Annotated in this window: 17 protein-coding genes; 5 read left to right on the forward strand and 12 right to left on the reverse strand. The window is 48.9% G+C overall.

Features of this window, described 5'->3' with window-relative positions; translation table 11 throughout:
• Nucleotides 1–270: 270 nt before the first annotated feature.
• Together ACFRAM_RS25105 and ACFRAM_RS25110 are read right to left on the reverse strand one after the other, a co-directional pair.
• Nucleotides 271–1,932 carry a response regulator gene (locus ACFRAM_RS25105; RefSeq protein WP_379469251.1) on the reverse strand — a complete coding sequence of 554 codons (1,662 nt, stop codon included), beginning with the start codon at nucleotides 1,930–1,932 and terminating at the stop codon, nucleotides 271–273.
• Complete coding sequence (locus ACFRAM_RS25110; RefSeq protein WP_379469253.1) at nucleotides 1,929–3,749, reverse strand: cache domain-containing sensor histidine kinase; 1,821 nt, start codon at nucleotides 3,747–3,749, stop codon at nucleotides 1,929–1,931. The genes ACFRAM_RS25105 and ACFRAM_RS25110 overlap by 4 nt, the downstream gene beginning before the upstream one ends.
• A 197-nt stretch (nucleotides 3,750–3,946) precedes the next feature.
• On the opposite strand from ACFRAM_RS25110, the gene ACFRAM_RS25115 reads away from it, so the two are divergent.
• From ACFRAM_RS25115 to ACFRAM_RS25125, 3 genes are all read left to right on the forward strand, one after another.
• Nucleotides 3,947–5,320, forward strand: a complete 1,374-nt coding sequence (locus tag ACFRAM_RS25115; protein WP_379469255.1) for an ABC transporter substrate-binding protein — start codon at nucleotides 3,947–3,949, stop codon at nucleotides 5,318–5,320.
• Between the two features lie 172 nt (nucleotides 5,321–5,492).
• Nucleotides 5,493–6,377 carry a carbohydrate ABC transporter permease gene (locus ACFRAM_RS25120; protein WP_175370957.1) on the forward strand — a complete coding sequence of 295 codons (885 nt, stop codon included), beginning with the start codon at nucleotides 5,493–5,495 and terminating at the stop codon, nucleotides 6,375–6,377.
• 61 nt (nucleotides 6,378–6,438) lie between these two features.
• On the forward strand, nucleotides 6,439–7,329 hold the full coding sequence (locus ACFRAM_RS25125; RefSeq protein WP_379469257.1) for a carbohydrate ABC transporter permease: 891 nt from the start codon (nucleotides 6,439–6,441) through the stop codon (nucleotides 7,327–7,329).
• A gap of 107 nt (nucleotides 7,330–7,436) precedes the next feature.
• Here the strand turns inward: ACFRAM_RS25125 and ACFRAM_RS25130 are convergent, their stop codons facing one another.
• Entirely contained in the window at nucleotides 7,437–8,555 is a 1,119-nt protein-coding gene (locus tag ACFRAM_RS25130; protein WP_379469259.1) for a hypothetical protein, read from the reverse strand.
• A gap of 424 nt (nucleotides 8,556–8,979) precedes the next feature.
• On the opposite strand from ACFRAM_RS25130, the gene ACFRAM_RS25135 reads away from it, so the two are divergent.
• Nucleotides 8,980–9,801, forward strand: a complete 822-nt coding sequence (locus ACFRAM_RS25135; RefSeq protein ID WP_379469261.1) for a TerC family protein — start codon at nucleotides 8,980–8,982, stop codon at nucleotides 9,799–9,801.
• An 83-nt stretch (nucleotides 9,802–9,884) separates the two neighbouring features.
• Here the strand turns inward: ACFRAM_RS25135 and ACFRAM_RS25140 are convergent, their stop codons facing one another.
• Nucleotides 9,885–12,257 (reverse strand): YcdB/YcdC domain-containing protein, encoded by a 2,373-nt coding sequence (locus ACFRAM_RS25140; RefSeq protein WP_379469263.1) that lies wholly within the window; start codon nucleotides 12,255–12,257, stop codon nucleotides 9,885–9,887.
• 175 nt (nucleotides 12,258–12,432) lie between these two features.
• On the reverse strand, nucleotides 12,433–13,215 hold the full coding sequence (locus tag ACFRAM_RS25145) for a TrmB family transcriptional regulator (protein ID WP_379469265.1): 783 nt from the start codon (nucleotides 13,213–13,215) through the stop codon (nucleotides 12,433–12,435).
• A gap of 216 nt (nucleotides 13,216–13,431) precedes the next feature.
• Here ACFRAM_RS25145 and ACFRAM_RS25150 point away from each other — a divergent pair, with 216 nt between their 5' ends.
• Complete coding sequence (locus ACFRAM_RS25150; RefSeq protein WP_379469267.1) at nucleotides 13,432–14,394, forward strand: serine hydrolase domain-containing protein; 963 nt, start codon at nucleotides 13,432–13,434, stop codon at nucleotides 14,392–14,394.
• 478 nt (nucleotides 14,395–14,872) lie between these two features.
• Here the strand turns inward: ACFRAM_RS25150 and ACFRAM_RS25155 are convergent, their stop codons facing one another.
• The 7 genes from ACFRAM_RS25155 to ACFRAM_RS25185 all read right to left on the reverse strand — a co-directional run bounded on the left by ACFRAM_RS25155 (nucleotide 14,873) and on the right by ACFRAM_RS25185 (nucleotide 21,078).
• Nucleotides 14,873–15,625 (reverse strand): ABC transporter permease, encoded by a 753-nt coding sequence (locus ACFRAM_RS25155; protein WP_379469269.1) that lies wholly within the window; start codon nucleotides 15,623–15,625, stop codon nucleotides 14,873–14,875.
• A complete protein-coding gene (locus tag ACFRAM_RS25160; protein WP_379469272.1) occupies nucleotides 15,619–16,395 on the reverse strand; it encodes an ABC transporter ATP-binding protein in 777 nt (258 codons plus the stop codon). Before ACFRAM_RS25160 ends, ACFRAM_RS25155 begins: the two co-directional genes overlap by 7 nt.
• A complete protein-coding gene (locus tag ACFRAM_RS25165; protein WP_379469274.1) occupies nucleotides 16,376–17,392 on the reverse strand; it encodes an ABC transporter substrate-binding protein in 1,017 nt (338 codons plus the stop codon). Before ACFRAM_RS25165 ends, ACFRAM_RS25160 begins: the two co-directional genes overlap by 20 nt.
• A gap of 381 nt (nucleotides 17,393–17,773) precedes the next feature.
• A complete protein-coding gene (locus ACFRAM_RS25170; protein ID WP_379469391.1) occupies nucleotides 17,774–18,781 on the reverse strand; it encodes a HoxN/HupN/NixA family nickel/cobalt transporter in 1,008 nt (335 codons plus the stop codon).
• A 21-nt stretch (nucleotides 18,782–18,802) separates the two neighbouring features.
• Entirely contained in the window at nucleotides 18,803–19,564 is a 762-nt protein-coding gene (locus ACFRAM_RS25175) for an urease accessory protein UreD (protein ID WP_379469276.1), read from the reverse strand.
• Nucleotides 19,565–19,626: 62 nt separating this feature from the next.
• Entirely contained in the window at nucleotides 19,627–20,316 is a 690-nt protein-coding gene (ureG, locus tag ACFRAM_RS25180) for an urease accessory protein UreG (protein ID WP_379469280.1), read from the reverse strand.
• A gap of 36 nt (nucleotides 20,317–20,352) precedes the next feature.
• Nucleotides 20,353–21,078, reverse strand: coding sequence for an urease accessory protein UreF (locus tag ACFRAM_RS25185; RefSeq protein ID WP_379469393.1), 726 nt, complete (start codon nucleotides 21,076–21,078; stop codon nucleotides 20,353–20,355).
• Nucleotide 21,079 lies beyond the last annotated feature (1 nt).

Genomic DNA, 21,079 nt, shown 5'->3' on the forward strand with positions numbered 1-21,079 from the left:
AACAGGTTAAAGGATCTCTAGTCACTGAACTCATAAATGATCGGCTACGGAAGGTTACTCCAGATAGCCCAGAACCGAGGGTTCATTTTGTTCTTAGGCTACAGGAAGAGCAATATTTAGAGGCCAGAGTCATTTTCGAAATAACGTAGTTTTTTTGATAACTTCCTAATAATAGACTCCTTTCTCCTGTTCTGCTCTGAAATGTATTGTCCCCTTACGATCTAGCACATCCCCCCGATCCTATTTTCGGCGAAAACACCGCTCCTCAGACTATTTCTCCAGACCTTTCTGATACTGTGAAGGCGTCAGCCCCGTCCACTTCTTGAATGTGGCGCTGAAATGGCGTTCCTCTCCGTATCCGACCAGCTTCGCCACTGCATACATCTTCAGGTTCTGACGGAGCAGCTTTTTCGCTTCCTCCACCCGGTATTGGTGCAAATAATCCAGAAAATTCACTCCCAGCTCCTGCCTGAACAACGAGCTTAAATAAGTGTTGGACACGTAAGCTTCCTTGGCTACATACTCCAGCGTCAGGTTCGTGTTGTATTTCTGCCTGATAATCTCCAGCGCCGTTACCACGGTGCGGTGCAGCGGACGATGGTTGGAAAACGCCTCGACGACACTTTGCATCACCATGTTCAGGATCGCCGACAGCTCTTCCAGCGTCTCCACCTGCGGGGCCTGTTCCATCCAGTTCACCAGATGCTGCTTCCATTCAAATCCGGCTACCTGCTTCTCTTGGGTCAGCCGCTTCAGACGTACCACCAGCGCCGTCGCCCGGATATTGACTTCCTGCTTAAGACTGCCCGGATTGCTACGAAAGCGCTCCAGCCATCGCTCCAGCAAGTCCAGAGCGACTTCATAGCTGCCCGCCGTTACGGCAGACAACATCTCATCCTCCAGAGCGTTAAGCCCTTCATCATCCAAAATACTGACCAATTCGGCAGAAGGACCGGATTGTCCCGCGGTTCCTTCGGAGTAAAAATAGACCCCGCCCTTGCCGTTCAGAAAACGCAATTCCATCGCCTGGTTCGCTTCCATGTAGGACAGATGCGCTTCTGAAAGATGTGTGCGACAGGAGCCGACAGCAATACTGATCGACAGCTTGAGATATTTCTCCAGATTGTCCTGCAGCTTTCCAATGTCATCCTTCAGATTCGCAGGCGCCCGATAAACCTTCCGCTGATCACCTGCCGCAAGGCCACTACCGATCCACAGCAGGTGATTGCCGTCATGAAAGGTCTCGATACGGCCTTTATAGATTGGCCCCAGCGTCTCTCTGATAATATTGAGCGCTGCATATCGCAGCAAGACAAAATCCTGCCCTTTACTTCTCGCGGAAAGCGGCTCGATGTCAAAACTGATGAGACCGATCTGAGGTCCTTCGGGCGCAATTGCCATGGACAGTTCTTCAATCAATTCCTCGCGGCGTTCCAGCGGAACAGGGGGATGATGAATCCACTGTGACAGCACCTGGCTTTTGACCAATGGAGCATTCTTATGCCAGGAACGCTCCTTCTCGAACAGCACATTCTCCTGACTACGTTGGGCTTCGATAGCATTCTTGGCTTTCAGCACTGTCTTCAGAATCTCTTCGGGGCGGCAGGGCTTCAGCACATAATCCACAACGCCCAGAGAGATTGCTTGCTTGGCATAGGAGAATTCATTGTAGCCGGATAGAATAATCGAGCGAAAGCCGTAGCCCTTACGCTGAGCAGCTTCAATCAATTCCAGCCCGTTCATCTGCGGCATCCGAATATCCGTCAGCAGGAGATCCGGTGGATGATTCTCCATTAGCGCCAGGGCCTCGGTGCCGTTACCCGCTTCGCCAACCACTTCAATTTGATGTGACCTCCAGTCAATCATGTTTACAATACCTTCACGAATGGTATCTTCATCTTCGGCAATCAGCAGCCTCAGCTTCATCATCATGGCCCCTCCACAGCGATCTGAATAATAATGCGGGTTCCCATTCCTTCAATGCTCTCAATTTCCAACTGGGTTCCTGTAAAGAATAGCTCCAGCCGTTCTTGTACATTGGCAAGGGCAAACCCGGTACGGCTCCCGTTCTCAGGCTCCACTAGCGGCTTGCGCAGCTCCAGACGCTGGCGCAGTTCCTTCAGTCCTTCCGGCGTAATGCCTACTCCGTTGTCCTGCACCTCCAACACAATCATCCGCTCGTTGCGGTACGCGCGGATAGCAATGAGCCCACTGCCAGACAACGGCTCAATGCCATGAATGACAGCGTTCTCGGCCAGCGGCTGCAGCAGCAGCTTAGGCACGATGAAATCTTTCAGGCTGTCGTCCAGGAAGATCTCGAATTGGAAGCGGTCACGAAAACGGTTCTTCTGCAGAAACAAATAATTGGTGACAAGCTCCATCTCCTGCTCCAGCGTAAACGTATCCCGGCCGTCATTCAGGCTAAGCCGGAAGACTTGGGAGAGAGAGTAGACCATGTCAGCAATCTCCTTGTCGCCCTTCTTCTCGGCCTCCCAACAAATTGTATTCAAAGTGTTGTAGAGAAAATGCGGGCGAATCTGTGCTTGAAGCGTTTTCAATTCTGCTTCGCGCTGCTTGAGCGTGGAGGCATAAACATCGTTGATCAATGATTTGATGCGCTGTACCATGAGATTATAGCCATGGCCCAGCAGTCCAATCTCGTCGTTACCTTCGAAAAATACGCGCTGCGAGAAATCCCCGGTCTGCAATCTCCGCATCGAGCGTGACAGCTTCTTAAGGGGCTTTGTAATGGCCGCTGCCGCAAACCAGGTCACCATCAAACTCATGATCAGGCACAGGCAGGCAATGGTGAACGTCACCTGGGAGATCTGTCCCAGTTCCTTCACAAGCTGCCGCTTGGAGTGAACAACGACAACATACCAGCCGGTCAGCTCGGACTGAAGATGCGACACAATCCATTGGTCATGACCGACAGCTTGATCCAGCCTTTCCTTCACCGTCAAAGCAGGATTGCTGTCCGCTAAATACGGAAGTTCAATATCCTGCTTACCGATCCAGCTCCGGTTCGAGGCCGTAATGACCATACCCTGCCGGTCGATGACGAACATATCCACATCATCCTTGGAATTATCGAGATATTGGCTGCCAATCCTCCCTGCATCCACCCCGATCACGGCTAAGCCTGCCGGTTGCAGGGTATATACATTCTTGATGATTCGAGATAGGACAATCTTATGATAATGATCCCCGACGAAGATCCCGTCGGAAGGTCTAGTCAAACCAAAGGTCGGACTACCCGCTGCGGCAACCGCCTCAGCATAATATGAGGTATGTACGAAATCAGAGAACTTCATAGCGGTCGTCAATCCAGCCTGATTCGTTGCAAAGGGCTCCGCCGCCTGGTTCTGGTCCTGTAGCGTGTACAAGATCAAAGACTGAATGGAATTGCTGGCAATCATCAGGTTCGTTACTGTCTTGAAGACAGAATTGCGGTCATGCTGCGCCTCCGTTGACGCATTCAGAAGCCGCTGCACGCCTTCATCCAGAAACATTGTGTTGGAAAAGGAAACCATACCTTTCACCATCTCGTCGATCTGCTCTGTCGTCTTCTTGGTCAAATGGTCCTGGGATTGCCTCATCTTCTCCACGACCTGCTGGGAGGATATTCTGTAGGAATTCCAGCCCATCGCGAATATCGTTACGAGGAGCAAGGGCACAAACCACAGAAGCAGCTTGAACTGGAGCGGAAGATGGCGGTAACGGCTCACAAGGCGGAATTTATGGACCATGGGAACCACCTTCTTTTATAAATAGGAGTTTATTGGTAAAACAATTATAGCGTAAAACCGAAATGGCCGGTCACGCTTTTTACAAGAACTGAAAAATGAGTACATATTTCTTAATTTTGGACCATGTTTAAGCGGGCTAGAACCTTTTAAGATGAGAATGCAACGAAAATATGACATCTCCAAAAAAAGGTGGGTTTATGATGAACGGAAAAGGAATAAAGCTTGTGCTGGCAAGTCTGATGGTGTCAGTCGGACTGGCAGGCTGCGGCGGCGGCAATAATGCACCAGCTGCGAATGCGCCTACAGATGCACCGAAGTCCACGGATACTGCTGCCACTAACTCAGGCGGAAATGCTCCCGAAGAGAAAGTTACACTAAAGTTCTTCACCGCACTCGCGGATCGCGCCAACGGCTCCGGCAAAGTGGAACAGGATATTATCGATGCATACATGAAAGAGCATCCCAACGTAAAAATAGAAGTGGAAGCGCTTCAAGATGAGCCCTACAAATCCAAAATCAAAGTCTATGCTTCCAGTAACCAGCTGCCGGACATCATCCAGGCCTGGGGTCAACCGTCTTTCCTGAGCCCGCTGCTGGATAACGATCTGCTGCTTGAACTGAACAAGTCTGACTTTGAAGGCGATCAGTTTGTAGCCGGTTCCATGGACGGATTCAGCAAAGACGACAAGCTGTACGGTTTGCCACGTGGAGCCGACTATATGGTCATGTACTATAACAAAAAAATCTTCGCCGACAATGGCATTGAAGTACCTAAGACTACTGCCGAGCTGATGGATGTTGTTAAAAAGCTTCGCGACAAGAAGATCAACCCGATTGCTATGAACGGTATGGATGCCTGGACTCTGCCAATCTGGTATGAATTTGCCGCTCAGCGTGTGAACGGTGATTTCAACAAAATGGATGAAGCGGTTGCCCGCAAAATCTCCTTCACTGACGCTGATCTCGTTACTGCTGCCAAAGACATGAAGGCATTCGCGGATGCCAAAGCCTTCGCTGACGGCTGGCTAACAGCTGACTACGGCGCAGCGCGCAACCTGTTCGGTCAAGGTCAGGCTGCGATGTTCTTTATGGGTGCCTGGGAATCCGGTCTAGCTACTGACGAGAACTTCTCGGAAGACTTCCGCAACAATGTCGGCGCATTCGCCTTCCCTGCTTCTGACAAAGGCAAGACTACAGATGTCGCTGCATGGTACGGCGGCGGTTATGCTGTCAGCAAGAACTCCAAGCATCCAGAGGCTGCAGTAGATTTCCTGAAATACTTCTTCACTCCAGAGAACTGGTCCAAATTGCTCTGGCAAGCCGGCGCGGGTACACCTGCGCAGCAGTTTGACCAATTCCTGACTGGCTCTGAAACCAATCTCCAAAAAGAACTTATCGACGTCTTCAGCACTATGACATCTTCCAGCGGCACGCCGCTGCAGGATATCGGTGACGATGAGTTCAAGCAGAAGGTTATGGAGGCTCACCAAAGCTTGCTGTCCGATAAAATGTCTGCCGAAGATTTCGCCAAAGCGCTGGATGCCGCTTCGGATAAATTCGCCGGCAAGTAAGTCATAGGCTTGCACATCCCCTTATCCTTAAAACCCCCGGCTTATTCCAGAGCCGGGGGTTTTCTTTTTAAAAAATACATACAACGATCTGAAATTTACGGCATGTTCCGCCGGGTGGCTTCCCGGTACGATGGAAGTAGATAGATTACCCTTTTAAAAGGACGGAGATTCCATGCACAGAGTATTAAGCGACAAAAAAGCAATTGCCCTGCTGATCGCGCCCGGTCTGTTCCTGTTTGCCTTTATGATCTGCATTCCTATCTTTATGAGCGCCTATTACGGCTCGACAGACTGGGGCGGAATCGGCAAATACAACTTTATCGGCTTGGACAATTACCGTGAGATCCTGTTTCACGACAAAGTATTCTGGACCTCGCTGGGCAACGCACTGCTGCTGACGGCAGCGACTGTATTCCTGCAGCATCCCTTCGCCATTCTACTGGCGATCTTCCTGACACATTCAGGTAAATACGAGAAGGTATTCCGGACCATCTTCTTCATTCCTGCAGTTATCTCCATTGTTGTAACTGCCAAGCTTTGGAGCAGCATTTTCCATCCCAATTACGGTCTGCTCAACAAGCTGCTGGACGGCATTGGCCTGGAGGCCCTGAAGCATGACTGGCTCGGTGATCCCAATACGGCCATCTGGTGTATTATCATCGTCGTTATGTGGCAAGGTTTCGGGTATGCGCTACTTCTCTATTACTCAGGCTTGCAAGGTATTCCAAGTGATCTGAGCGAAGCCGCCAAGATCGACGGAGCGAATAACTTCACGCTCTACACGCGCATCATCATTCCATTGCTCTCCCCTATGATGCGGGTAGCCATCATCATCGCCGTAACGACTTGTCTCAAGCAGATGGAGACTGTATTCCTGATGACGAATGGCGGTCCGGCGAACAGCACACAGTTCCTTGGCAACTACTTGTACAAAACCGCCTTCTCCTCGTCGCTGTACGGTTACGGGAATGCGATTTCGATCTTGTTCATCATCTTCTGTCTGGTGCTGACGGTTGTGCTGAACAAGGTACTCAAAAAAGATATCGGTGAATTCTAGGGCCGGAATACCGCCGGCATTTCCATAACGCTAAGAAAAGACTTTAACCGGAGGAACCCATATGACCAATTCCTTATCGCCGGCAGCTCCGCTGCCAAGCACGAAGCCGCATAAAGAGGAACGCCGCAAGGTATCCGGCGGTAAAATCCTGATGATGGCTTTCCTAATCCTGATTGCCTTGTTTCAGCTCTTTCCGCTGATCTGGCTGGTAGACTACTCCCTGCTAAAGAGCGGTGAATTCTTCGGAAGCTCATTCCTGAAATGGCCTTCCCCGCCACAATGGCAGAATTACGTTAATGCCTTTACCTACGGGAGGGTCCCGCGCTATTTTGCCAACAGCCTTATCATTACAGTCATTACGGTGATACTGTCTGCCCTGGTCTCCCTGATGATGGGCTATGCGTTCACCCGCATGAAATGGAAGCTGAGCGGAGTTGTCCTCTCCCTGATCATGATGGGGATGATTATTCCAATTCACGCCACCCTGTTGCCGAACTTCATTCTGTTCAACAAGCTGGGCATGCTCAACAATATGTACACCCTGATTCTGCCATACTCAGCTATTGTGATCCCGATGAGTGTGCTGATTATGACCGGGTTCCTGGAGACCATTCCACGTGCAATTGAAGAGTCTGCAGTGATCGACGGGGCCAGCATTTACGGCGTCATTTTCAAAATCATTTTTCCGATTACAAAGCCTGCACTGGCTACGGTCTGCGTACTCAATTTCATCAGTACCTGGAATGAATTCATTATGGCGAATACCTTCCTCACCTCGGAGGATTTGAAAACCATACCTTTCTCCATCATGAAATTCGCTGGTGAATACTCATCCAACTACGGCGCACAGTTCGCGGTTATGACGATTATCGCCATCCCGACGATCCTGATCTACTTGCTCTTCACCGAGCAAATGACCAAAGGAATCACAGCCGGAGCGGTAAAAGGCTAAGCTTCTAGGCATAAGAAAAGCATGGGAACTCTCGCAGAATGAGAGTCTCCATGCTTTTGTTTTTTCCGTATCTATTCCTTGTCCGTATCCGTTCCTTACACGTATCCTTATTCATCACCCGTTACTTTCGGAAAAGAAAAACGCTCCCCACCTGTGAGGGTGTAATCAAAAGTCTGTGGCTCACCAACCTGCTTGTTATTGCTGTCGTAAACGGTTAGCTGACCGCCCTTGATTAGCAGCTTACCAGCAGGCGTCTCACCATTATAGGCGTATACAACCGCTCCACTGGTGCTCTCGTCAAAGTACAGCGTTGGATCATAGAGCAGGAGCAGATTGCCCACAAGGCCAACAGGAATGATCTGCGGGTCCACATTCGGGTTCGGCTTCCGGTCTGGCAGGAAATCCTGAATGTCCTTATAAATAGCACTTTGCGTAACAAAGGTCTCCTTCTTCAGATCAAAATATCCGAAATCTCTGCTTCTCCATACGTACAGATGATCGCCATCCAAGATCGAATTACCAGGACTCACAATCATATCGCCAAAAGGGAGGCCTGTAGCAGGAAATTCCTTTACCGCGAATGCGGACGAATTCTTGCTGTAATCAACAACGACGATCCAGCCCTCGCCCGGCTTAAAGACTTTGGGCGCTGCCGTGAAGACAAGTCTGAAGCCACTATTATCCTTTGTAGCGGCTGCGTTAGCCAGATAAAAGCGTCTGTCCGTAAACCCCTGAAAATCGTTCAGTGTAAGCTTATAACTGCCTTCTTGGTCCTGTATCGTGTACACAGGGTTCTCTTCATCTTCAGGGCCCGTCACCTCGAACCCTTTAAAGACATCCTTCTGCTCCTCTGGCTTCTGCTTCACATCGGTTAACTGAAGCGTATAACGATGATCAGATCCGCTCACAGGCACGGCAATTTGCCGATCCAGAATCAATGTGGTTCCGCTCCAATACAGCGGTGAAGCATGGTCACCCTTATAGGAATAAAGATCATCTCCGTAGGCTAGCTCTGATCGGGAGAGATCCCAGGTTCCAAGCTTCGCCGTTCCGCTGTCTCCATCCACCGCACGGTAGACGAGAAACGGAATTTCTGCCTGAACCGGCGGGTGTTCCTCATTGTTGTTATCTTTGACCCCTTCGGGTGCCGGTGCTATACTGCTACATGCTGCCAAGATGAGCAGTAACGCAGCGGTCAGGAACATAAACCTTGGCTTTCTCATCATGGATCACGCTCTCTTTCACGTAAATTCGATGCCCTATCAATTATATAGACCTCATATGCACATCCTAACCCTACAACATGCAAAAGTAAAATTATCGTGCCCCGCGATCACTCACACAACCATTGACATAGGGATTCAACTAATATATGATCTACCTAGAATCATTACTGAAACTTCAAAATTTCATATATCCCGTAAAGGGGAGTAGCTGTTAAGTAAAGTCGTCAGTACGAGAACGTGAGGATGTTCTCCGGCTTTATTGGCAATATACATTGTTAGCGAGACCTTTACCAATCAGGTTAGACCTTTATTCCAAAGGCTAATCTGTTTGGTAAAGGTCTTTTTTATATATTAAAATTACCATTTTATGGTATAACAAGTGTCTCTTTACGGGATACTTACAGTCAAAGAGGAGGAAACAACAATGGATTGGGGATTATTATTAGAGTATGGATGGGTACTGCTTGTCCTCGTAGCACTGGAGGGGCTACTGGCGGCAGATAATGCGCTGGTTCTGGCTATTATGGTCAAGCACCTGCCGGATGCAGAGAGGAAGAAAGCACTGTTCTACGGATTGGCCGGGGCATTTATATTCCGTTTCGGTTCACTATTTGTCATCTCTTATCTGGTAGATATATGGCAGGTACAAGCTATTGGTGCAATTTATCTGTTATTTATTGCGGGTAACCACATTTTCCGAAAACTATTGGTCAAGAAGCCCTCTACCGAAGAAACTAATGAGGGCGAGACCCCTGAGGCTAAAAAGAAATCGAGTTTCTGGTTTACCGTACTTAAAGTCGAGATCGCTGATATCGCTTTTGCCGTCGATTCCATCCTGGCAGCAGTAGCTTTGGCTGTAGCGCTCCCTGCAAGTGGCTTGCCTAAAATTGGAGGCCTCGACGGTGGACAATTCCTGGTCATCTTCGCTGGCGGATTCATTGGACTGGTCATTATGCGTTTTGCAGCTACCTTCTTCGTCAAGCTGCTCCATTCCCGCCCTGGACTTGAGATTGCAGCCTTCTTCATCGTCGGCTGGGTCGGCGTCAAGCTAGCGATCATCACCATGGCGCATCCTTCACTCGGCGTGCTGTCTGAGGACTTCGCTCACAGCACCTGGTGGAAATTAACCTTCTACGTAGTATTAGTGCTTATTGCTGTAATCGGATGGTTCATGAGCAGTAAGAAAGAGGAAGAGCAGCCTCATGACAACCCGCTCAAGGAAGCGAATAAACAGCCTAGCAAGTAATAGCGAACTGTAATAAAACAAACAGCCTGCCCCGCCATATGGCGGAGAGCAGGCTGTTCTTTTGGTACAAGCTTATAATTGGACTAGTATCTGTTGTTGCTGCCAATAATCTGATCCGTTTTACCTTGCAGTTCTACCAGCTTCATTATAATAGTGGCAACTTGTGCCTTTGTTACATTCTGCCCTGGGTTGAACTTGCCACCTTCATCCTTCAGAAGCCCCAGCTTCACTGTGAGAGCTACCGCACCCTTATTAACGATAGCGGATGCATCACTGAACTGTTCTACCACAGCATCCTTATCGAGATAGGCCGAGATTTTGCTGTATTTCACAAAAGAGGTTAGCAGAACAGCCAACTGTTCACGAGTCAGTTTCTTATCAGCTTGGAACGCTGTATCCTTGCTGATCCAGCCGCTTTGCACGGCAAAACTTACAGCATCATAATACGGGCTATCCACACTGGTACCAGCTGTTGCTTTACGCTCACTACCATTATTATAATATTCGGCGTAGTAAGGCTGAGTAGCTTTCGCCAAATAGGTAATCAAATCCCCGGCAGTAACTTCCTGATCAGGATTTAATTTGCCGCTCCCATCCACCTCGAATACTCCGTATTTCAGAAGTTCGGTAAGCTGCTGTTCAGCAGCATGACCCTTAATATCACTGGCATCAGCACCCTTCTGCACAGGATTGGTGTAGATGGTCGTCCACTGACCAGTGACAGCGTTCAAAGTTTCGTACGAGTTCTTCTCTTCGGTCGGCACCAATGCGTACACCAGGGTCACCTTTGGTTCCGCATAAGTATTATTGAAAGTATAGCCTCCAGTTTGTTTATACTGAAGCTCCACCTTATATTGCTTTGCGTACTTTTCCAACGCATCCTGCTTGGTAATCTTGGCTACCGGCTCCTGGGTAATCTTGTCGGTGTTCAAACGATTACCGTAGTAGGCCACCAATCTTCCGTACACATCCAGATTCAAACTGATGGTGCTTCCGCTTACAGGAATTCCATTGTGCTGGAGAATGTACTGGTATCTGTAGCCTGCGCCATCCGGAAGCGTACTCCATTCAGTGCCATATTCAATCTGCTTCAATGTACTGCTGGCTTGCGGGTAAAGTGCATTGATTAGCGCAGTAGCTTTCTGCGCGGCTTCTGCGGCTGTCAGCTTCTTAGCACCTGCTGGCGCAGCCGGAGTCTTCGTTTTTCCATCTTCAGCAAAGTTGTACTGCTCTGACTGGAAGTTTATGATTTCTCCGCTAGACGCATCGATCTCAGCAGAGGATTGGGACGGAAATCCCGGTCCAAAGCTCCGCTGTCCTTCATCCCAGGAGAGTCTCCATACCTTGCGGTCTGGACTCTGGTAGCTATCCCCGAGCGTTTTGCTTGTCAGCTTGCGCCCAGTAGGAATATACCCCACCTTCTCTACCAGCTTGGCCGCCTGCTCGGCAGTAAGTTCAGCACTACCCTGCGACTTGAAGACTTCCTTAGCCTGCGGTACAGCAGTGTAGGTTACTGGACTGGAAGGCACCGGAACACCTTCATCTGTCAATTTCTTGCCGGTTGCTGCGTCAACAGCATAGAGCGCCTGCTCCACTGGAGACCAGCTCAGAATCCAGCTGTCCGGTACTCCATTTTTATAAATCGGATTATAATACAATGCCACATCAAAACTGTCCCGAATGCTCTTCTCCGCCTGGGCCAGGGTTACTTTTGGCACTGCGGAAGGGTAGACGAGATTCTCTGAAGATTTATGAAAGGAGACCACTTCACCATTGCCATCCACTGTAATATTCAGATTATCACCTGTAGAAGGAAGTCCATTCTTCAAGAGATTGAAAGTAAAATTGTAGCGAACCGGTCCAAATAGTGCATTGCCATAATTATAGTTAGGGTTGTCCTGCAATTTCAAATCACTGCTCTTAATGCTGGCGGCAGCTTTGGAAATAAACGCCCGTGCTTTTTCTAGCGCCTGGGCCTCTGTTACCTTGGGCGGGTAGTAACTTTCATTAATTTGATTAGGGAAATAGAGATAGGTATTGATCAGATCACCATTCAAGGCGTCTACTTCACTACTGAATCCGTATCCTGAATTTCCAATTTGATATTGCCACTGAATATTCCAGACCATTTGATTCGAGGGAACTGGATATCTATTGGTTGACCCCAACTCCGTGGAATTAACTTTAGCCTCTTTAAGTATAGGAAATAATTCCTTTAATTTGGCAATGGCAGCTTCCTTCGAGAATTTCACCTTGGAAGGGTCAGCGGCCACGACCTCAGTAGTTGCAGCAGAATCGCTAACTGCGCTTGCCGAGACATTGACGGTTGATGAGTTGACAGTAACGGAGCTCGCCGCTCCGGCGAGGCCAGCGGGCAATAACAGAGAGAGTGCGACGGTTGCCACTAGTGCTGTTCTAGTCTTCTGCTGGATAAAAGTAGTGTTGTTGCTTTTCAAAAGTGTTCATCCTCCTCTACACATGATCTAGCAATTATACCATCCGCTTCATTAATTTCCCATTATTTATTTACGACAGGAAATTCTTAAACTCTCCCATAGCTCATTGCTGACGACAAAAAGGGACAACTCAGGCCACAAACGTAGCAGATGTTGTCCCCGATTTTTTAAAAACCTACTCAAGCAATCCTTTATATGGACCAATAATCGCCTCATAGTGACTGCCGTATTTCGCTGTCAGCTCCTCGGCGAAGTCCTGCCCGATTCTTTCCATCACTACATCATGATAAAAGCCGTTCTGCAGCAATTCGATCACCGAGGGGTGATCACTTTCCAGAGCCGTCAGCCGCAGTGTTTTACCAAAACTGCCAATCAAGGCAGAACGGTTATCGCAGAGGATCGAGAAACGCCGGCTCTCCGCCCCGTTCCATGCCTCCTGCCGTTCGTGGACGATAACCTTCTTGAGTGGTGTGTGGCTTTCGCCAATCGTAATCAGCACCACTTCCACGCCCCGATTCTCCGCCTCCAGCAGTGCTTCTTCGACCCAATGAATATCTTCTGACCACAAATCAACCACGATGCTCTTGTCTGCATTCGCTATCAATCGCCGGATAGCCGTCTCCAGCGCCCGCTCACCCTGCCAGTTATAAAAAGAGGTGGATGTCCGTACCGGATTCTGCATCTGCTCCAGCAGATTCGCTGCCGTCTGCTCAAAGTCTGCCTTGAGGAGTCTGATCAGCTGTCCAATCGGAACAGCATCGTACAGGACAGGCTCGGCCTCGATAGCCCTGCACACGCCTTTGTCCGTCAGCGATCGGAGCGCCGCGTACACATTTGTACGGGACACCGACACTCTTTTGGCCACTTCATAGCCGGACAGATTGCCCTCTTCATGCAGCGTCAGATAACATCTTGCTTCCAGATCCGATAATCCTATTTTGCGCAGTTCCTCAATCAATGGTTGGTTCCCCTTTCATGTTCCGATAACCTTCTCCAATAGGAGTATAAACAAATACCACTACGAATACAATAAACAGCCTTATGGACTGCAAATTACGAGCTTTATTAAGGAGATAGAGATGCGAATGAAGTTGAAGGGTTTGAACTTGGGCAGATGATCTGGTAGACTTTCCAGAACCGTATTCATCATACAAGCGCACTAACTACCTAGGAGATGATTCGCATACACGACTTTAACTTCACAACGCTGGTTCAAGGGCTGGAGGAATTAGAAATCCGCAGCACTCTGATTCTCCACAAAGATTCCCCTGTACTGGAGCATTACCGGGAACCAGAGGTTGCTGCACAACTTAATAGAATAAATTCCTGCACCAAAAGCATTCTCTCTGCTTTGGTCAGCATTGCCATAGACCGGGGAATTCTGCCACACCAGGATACCCCTATTACAAGGTTCTATCCTTCTCTACTGCTGGACCCCGATCCCCGCAAGCACGAGATCACCTTGGCCCATCTGCTAACGATGACAGCAGGTTTTGGCTGGACAGAATTTGGCGGACGGAATTCCTTTCCGACCATGACGAAGACGGACGACTGGGTCCAGTATGTGTTGTCCTTGCCACTGGAGGATGAGCCTGGGACACGCATGGAGTATAACTCCGGCGGATCCCAGCTCCTGTCGGCCATCCTGCGGCAGGCCGCAGGACAGACGGTGGCGGAGTTCGCCGAGCAGCACCTGTTCGGTCCGCTCGGCATCGAGGAGTACCGCTGGGATACCGACCCGCAGGGTAATCATACCGGCGGTTTCGGGTTGTATATGCAGCCGAAGGACATGGCTAAATTCGGCCAATTGTTTTTGCAAGAGGGACGGTGGGAAGGACAGCAACTCATTTCCCCATCCACCGTACATTTATCCACGCAGCCACTGTATGAGGCAACACTGCCCCGCAAGGGATTTTACGGCTGGCATTGGTGGGTCTCAAGCTTCCCTAACGCTGAGGAAGACCTCGGCGAGACAAGCTACTACTATGCACTTGGCTACGGCGGCCAATATATCGTGGTTGTCCCCAGCTTCGAGTTAGTCGTAGTTGTTACTAACGATAAATACGGCAGAAAACGGAAGCCTGTAGATGTCTTCCGGCAGTTGGTGGTACCACTTCTGAATGGTGAACAGCTCTAAAATACTGGGATAGAACGGACCCTCAAAGAAAGATCATCTCATCTACAGAGAATCGATCTTTGTTTCTCAGACATAGAGCGAAAGAAGTTGAGAAATCAGGTAACTTGATTGAGCAATAAAACAGGTTTAAACAGTCTGTGGGCACTACGATGGAATGTTTGGACTTCCGCTCGCTGTGCCGCTGTTAGAGGCCTTCTATTAAAAGCACGACAGAAAAATCCCCAAAATGCAAATAAGGGCATTTTTGTACCCTAAATATCCTGCAGCTAAAGGGTAGTGGAAATTAAGGACAATATTGTACCTTAATTTTTCCACAATAGCCCTTTCAGCGCACTTTTTCAGGAATTAAGGTACAATAATGCTCTTATTTTACTTATTATCCTTAAAAAAGGTGAAATAGAGTACAAAAATGCTCTTAATTAGAGATCGCCTACCATTTGTCATCCTTGGCCTATATCCTCACTATCCTCTAGATCCCCTAATTCCGCCACTTCATGAACTTGTAGTCCAGAAGGTCAACCAGCAGGAACAGTACAAAGCCCACAAGGCTGAACAGCATGATGCCTGCGTACATTTCCGGATAATCAAGCCTTAGCCAAGCGTCCATGATGAAAAAGCCCATGCCATGGTCTGTGCCATAAATTTCAGTGAAGAACAATACCGAGATGGCTGTTCCAAGAGAAATTCGAATCGTGCTGAGGATGACAGATAGTGCACCAGGCAGCGTAACATTCCAGAATTTCTGCGCAGAGCCTGCACCGAGACTCGTCAGCACATCATACGTATTATCCGGGATAGATTTCACGCCGTCCCGCACGGAGATAATAATCTGGAAGAGCAGGATCAGCATGATCATCAGAATCTTGGAGGTCTCGCCAAGCCCGAAGAACAGCATCACCACCGGCAGCAAGGCAATTTTCGGCACCGGATAGGTCAGGTACACCACCGGATCAAGTAACTTATTCCATGTGGCCGAGCGCCCCATTAACAAGCCAATCATCAGGCCGATAAGCAACGCCAGCAGTACCCCCGCAAGAATCCGCATCAGACTGTAGCCAACATTCAGTGCAAGATCCCGTCCTCCGAGTTCGCCCATAGCCTGATAGACTACCAGCGGACTCGGCAGAATCGGGTGATTCATCAGCAAATAAGCGATATACCAGACTACATTCATACAGAAGAAGACCAATAACAACCTGAATACTTGATGGAGCTTCCTTTTTTTCACCATTTCTCCTGCATTACCTTTCTGATTCTCTTCATTTGCTCAAAAAATTCATCACTGTCCCGTTTCTTCCCATGCTGCATGCCAAACACTGTCTCATTGTCCACAAAGACCGGAGAATCCTGCTTGCTGGACGGCATAATAATAATCTTCTGACCCAGCAGAATCGCCTCCTCCACGTCATGCGTAACGAATAATGCTGTGGCCGGGTTCGCGAGCCAACTGTCCAGGAATAGCTGCTGCAGCGCTTCTCGCGTAATGGCATCCAAGGCTGAGAATGGCTCGTCCAGCAAAAGAATAGTGGGTAAAATAGCGAACGCCCGCGCAATCGCTACCCGCTGCTGCTGCCCTCCGCTAAGAGACAGCGGGTAACGTTCCGCCAGCTCCGGGATCCCCATGGCGGTCAGCCAGCGGGTGATCCCCTCTTCCTGCTCCGCTTTACTCTCCGTGGACCGATGGGCAATCTTCATCGCCATTCTAATGTTGGCCTGCACCGTCTTCCAGGGCAGCAGGCCGTAATTCTGTGGCACAAGGCCAACTAGTGTTTCTTTATCGCGCAGCGATTTTCCATTGAACAGCAGTTCGCCCTGGTAGGAAGGCAACAGGCCGGCAATGGCACGCAGCAGCGTGGATTTCCCACTGCCGGAAGGCCCTATGACCGTATAGATGCCGTGCTCCGGCAAGGTGAAATTCATCCGTCCCAGCGTCAGCTGCCCGCTTTTATATTCAACTTCCAGGTCCTTTACACACAAGCCGCTATTTCTTAAACTGGACATCAGAGATCACTTCTTCAGGCTTAATATCCTTAGTCAGCAGACCTTTTTCATGTGCCCAGGCAAACGCAGCTTCAACCTCTTTCACATCCACCTGATTGGCTGGGACGTAAGCCGGAACCTTAATTTCGTTCTTTAATGTGTCCGGGTAGCCTACTTCTTTGATCACAAGATCGATATAATCACTTTGGTCATGCGTTTTCATATACTCTACTGCATCGTCATAAGCGGCATACATAGCCCGGATCGCGTCTGGCTTGGCATCAATTGCGGTTTGCGGGAAAGCCAGCACGAATGGATTCACATTGGCCTGAATAGTGGAGCTTAACACGCGCAGACCAGCAGCTTTCCCCATCGTTACGAAAGGCTCCGGCAAAATAGCTGCGTCAGCCTTGTTATTCTTGAGCAGCTCCAGACGAGTTGGAATTTGTGGCACTTCAGTTACCTTGATATCCTCTTCTGTCAGACCAGCCTGCTTCAGGATCGTAGCCACTGTGTATTGTGTGGAAGTATTTTTGGACAAAATCACGGTTTTGCCTTTCAGGTCCTTCACATCCTTGATCTCATCGTTTCCGGTCAGCAAGTCAAATTCGCCGAAGGTAGTACTGGTAATCTTCACATCCAGCCCGGCTTGATTGTAGATGGAGATTGCCACCAGATCGGCACTAAGCCCGTCCACTTTCCCCGCTTGAAAAGCTACATCGCGGTCCTTGGCACTCTTGAACGTCTGAATGTTCAGGTTCACCCCGCGCTTCTGGTCAAAGCCCTGCTCGTGGGCAATGATGAACGGAATCGCATCGATCGAAGGCAGAAGTCCCAGCGATAACTCAGGAGTCTCTGCCGGAGTGTCCTTAGCTGTATCAGCAGTTGCAGTATTTCCCGCAGCATTATTTGTAGTGGCATTGTTAGCCTTATTACCGCACGCCACGCCTACTATACTGACTGTTAGCACCAGTGCTAGCAGCATCGTCATTTTTTTCACAGTCGCTCTATTCTTCATCGTTAGTTCCATCTCCCATGTGTTTTCTATGTAACTCCGTTACAGCCGTATCCGGCCTTTCAGTTCCGCCAGCACTTGCCAAATGCCCGGTACGCCCTGCATAAAGGAACAAGGCTTCCTCCTTTCCATCAGAAATCCTATTGTCAGCAGCCTGCACAGCCGCAGTCAAATCTTTGCTCTTTTTTTCACAAACAACTCTGTGAAGATCCCTTTATGTCATTCCGGCAGTTTCAAACAATGCCATTTTACACCTATTGTTGTATTTTGTATATTTATAAATTTAAATAGTTCTAGAATGCACGCCATAACTGACCATACGAAAATAGCCTCCCCCGCCGTCTGGCAAAGGAAGGCTTGCATGATTCATTGCATTAGTATGTGTTATTGAAGAGCTGTGTTTGTTTTTTTCCAAATTATGATAGATATGATCCAGGCGCTGATAAATAATGCAACCATCGCATATCCCAAATCACCAAACTCCAAGCGGCTGATCCACATCAGGAAGGGTGAACTCCAATGAAGTCCTTCAGTCAGCACCTGGGTGATTTCCACAAACCCGATGGTAAGTGCAGCTGCGACGGATACTGTGGTGATGAGAATGTTATAATACATTTTCCTTGCTGGAGTGATAAATGCCCACTGGTACGCTTTGGACATCACCATGCCGTCCACCGTATCCATGAGACTCATGCCCGCTGCAAATAAGACAGGAAGGGCGAGAATACCCGGAATAGAGTATACGGATTGTACAGCTGAAGCGGAGAGAGCCAGCAGGCCAATCTCAGTGGCCGTGTCAAAACCAAGACCAAACAGAAAACCAAGCGGATAAACATGCCAGCTCCGGTTTACAAACCGAAACAATGGACGAAACAGCCGTGCAAGCAGACCGCGGGATTCTAACAGGTGGTTGATTGCCTCAGGCTCCATTCGGCCGGAGCGCATTTTTCGGAAAGCTTGCAGGAGTTGAAGCAAAATATAGAGGTTCATAATTCCGATGAGGAGGAGAAAAAATCCCGAGACGCTCATCCCGATAATTCCGCCTATTTCCTGCATAGCGGGCATGCTTGTCTGAATCCATTTGACGGAGAAGACCACCAGAAGAACGAGAATAAATACAACGGATGAATGACCAAGCGAGAAGAAAAAACCTACCCCGCCCGGATTTTGCTTCTGCTCGCTGAGCTTGCGAACCGTATTGTCTATAGCAGCAATATGATCCGCATCGAAAGCATGGCGAAGGCCGTATGTGTAGGCGAGAATACCGAGCCCCCAATATGCTGAGCTGGCAGTGGTTGCGGCATAGATCAGTCCGCCAATCCCAATAATATGCAACAATACGATGATCGCAATGTATCTAAACCAGGATGAAGTGGTAAATCCAGTCTTCATATTCATAAGCTGTGCCCCCGTTTAATTGATCATACCCTTTCCGAACACCGTTTTGCGGACGAATTGAAATGCACATTCCAGGGTTTCCTGCAAAGGCCAGGCCGCCTGTGCCGACGCTGTAACCACCAATCCATGACGGTAAGTAAGCGTAACCCCAAACAGAACTTCACTTTTAGGCGTTTGCGGCAAGCTTTGAAGTTTCTCACGGATCGCTTCTACATGAGAGGAATTAATGCGGTCAGAGAACACATAAAAAGTTCCCCAATGCGTTTGTTCCTCCCATGCCCCTTTTTCCTGAAGATTTTGAGAGGAAGGTACTATTCTCTGCCGCTGATTAAAAATCATTTCGTCTTGATAATAGACAGACATTGCATTTTGGTATTGCCGGTATTTAAATCGCTCTCCGAGATGCGTCCGGCCTGGACACAATACCTCAGTCTGCATCCACACGGCTCCGGGAGCGAGCCTCACAACCGTAGTATTCATATACTCCGCATCCTGATAAAGCATGCTTGGCTGGGGCATATATTGAACAAACGCGCTCTGCTCCAATTGAAACAGCTGGCGCATCTCAGCTCTTCCACCATTGGGACAGGGATGAACTTTCGTGAAGGACTGGTTTGTCACATAAAGACTTGTATTTTGTCCGGCAAACCACTCCATGGAATAGCTGTCGCCTTCAAGCATACCAGGCGAAACATCCATGACGATGACACCAAGCTCCTGATCTAGCTGAAAGGATTTTGCAATTTTAATCGGGGCCGTATGATACTTCCCCTTCAAGAAAGTCCGATCATCGCTTTGATGAAAGTACGCCCTCAGCTCAGCAGTAGCAGGGTTCCCTTTCATTCAGAATCATGGCTATGCATTACCCCTTTTGCGTGGGCAATCTCATGTTTCAGCCAAGAGACGATGTCCGCAACTCCTTCACCACCGAATAAATTGGAGAAAATGAAAGGGCGTTCACCTCTCATCCGGGTCGAGTCCTCCCTCATTACGTCAAGCGAAGCTCCCACATACGGAGCTAAGTCAATTTTGTTAATGACCAGAAGATCAGAGCGCATAATGCCGGGTCCGCCCTTCCGGGGGATTTTTTCTCCTTGCGCTACATCAATGATATAAATGAACCGGTCCACCAGTTCAGGACTGAAGGCCGCTGCCAGGTTATCGCCGCCGCTTTCGATGAAAATAAGGTCAAGCTCTTTAAAACGTCCCTCTAGCTCTTCTACAGCTTCAAAATTCATGGAGGCATCTTCACGGATAGCGGTATGCGGGCACCCTCCCGTTTCTACTCCAAGAATCCGTTCTTCCGGAAGAACGCCGGTACTCACCAGAATGCGTGCATCTTCCTTGGTATAAATATCATTTGTGATGACGGCAATACTGAATTCCTCGCTGATTTCACGGCTTAAACGCTCAACTAACGCTGTTTTACCAGAACCGACGGGGCCACCAATCCCAATTCGAATTGGACGGTTGGTTGGGAGACCTGGTTTCTCCCATTCCCGGTGATCATGACCTTGTCCTTGACACATAATAATGCCTCCTTATCGTTATCGTAATATTTCGCACTAAGACATAAACAGTCGTGAATATAACGTCTCATGACGAACCATTGCCAGTTCGGCCATAGGCATGCTGTTCCATGCTTCTTCAGGCTCTGTTTGCTCCACGATCCATACTGCTTTTTCAGTTATAGGCATGATCGCCGCTATAAGCTTCTGAGCCTCAGTCTGTCCCATGGACATCAGACGCAGCGCACTATTCATGCTGTTCACGATACAAGTATATAAATAACCTTCTACTGCTTTTCTCAATGGAATTCCCAATTGATAACTGGCAAATCCGTGAACAAGTGCATGTGTACCCAAGGCATCCCCCTGTTTGCAAGCGCCTGAAAGAGGCTGCCACTCTATTGAAGGGAAGATTTCTATTGCTAGCGCCATCAGACGACGCCCCATTTTTTCGGCTGCCTTTCGGCTCTCCATAGCCAGGCGCTGCATATGAATTTGACGCTCCACTGCCCATAACCGCTCCCAGCCTTGAACAGGAACGTCACGGTATACCGCTTTGATCACAAGAGCATCTCCACATGCCCAATTGTGGATGACCATGTTCTCCACATAAGAACGAAGCTGTATCGTATTGTTAATTCGCATCTCCTGAACCATCGTTTCCAGACCAAAAGAATGGGAAAATCCGCCGATCGGCAGAGCCGAGTCAAGAAGCTGTTGGTAAGCCAACCAAGAGGCTGGTGAATCTACGCCCGTTGTGTAAATGCTCTTATCGTTCTCCATG

The organism is Paenibacillus sp. NPDC056722 (assembly GCF_042790635.1).
In the GTDB taxonomy this organism is placed as follows: domain Bacteria; phylum Bacillota; class Bacilli; order Paenibacillales; family Paenibacillaceae; genus Paenibacillus_AQ; species Paenibacillus_AQ agri.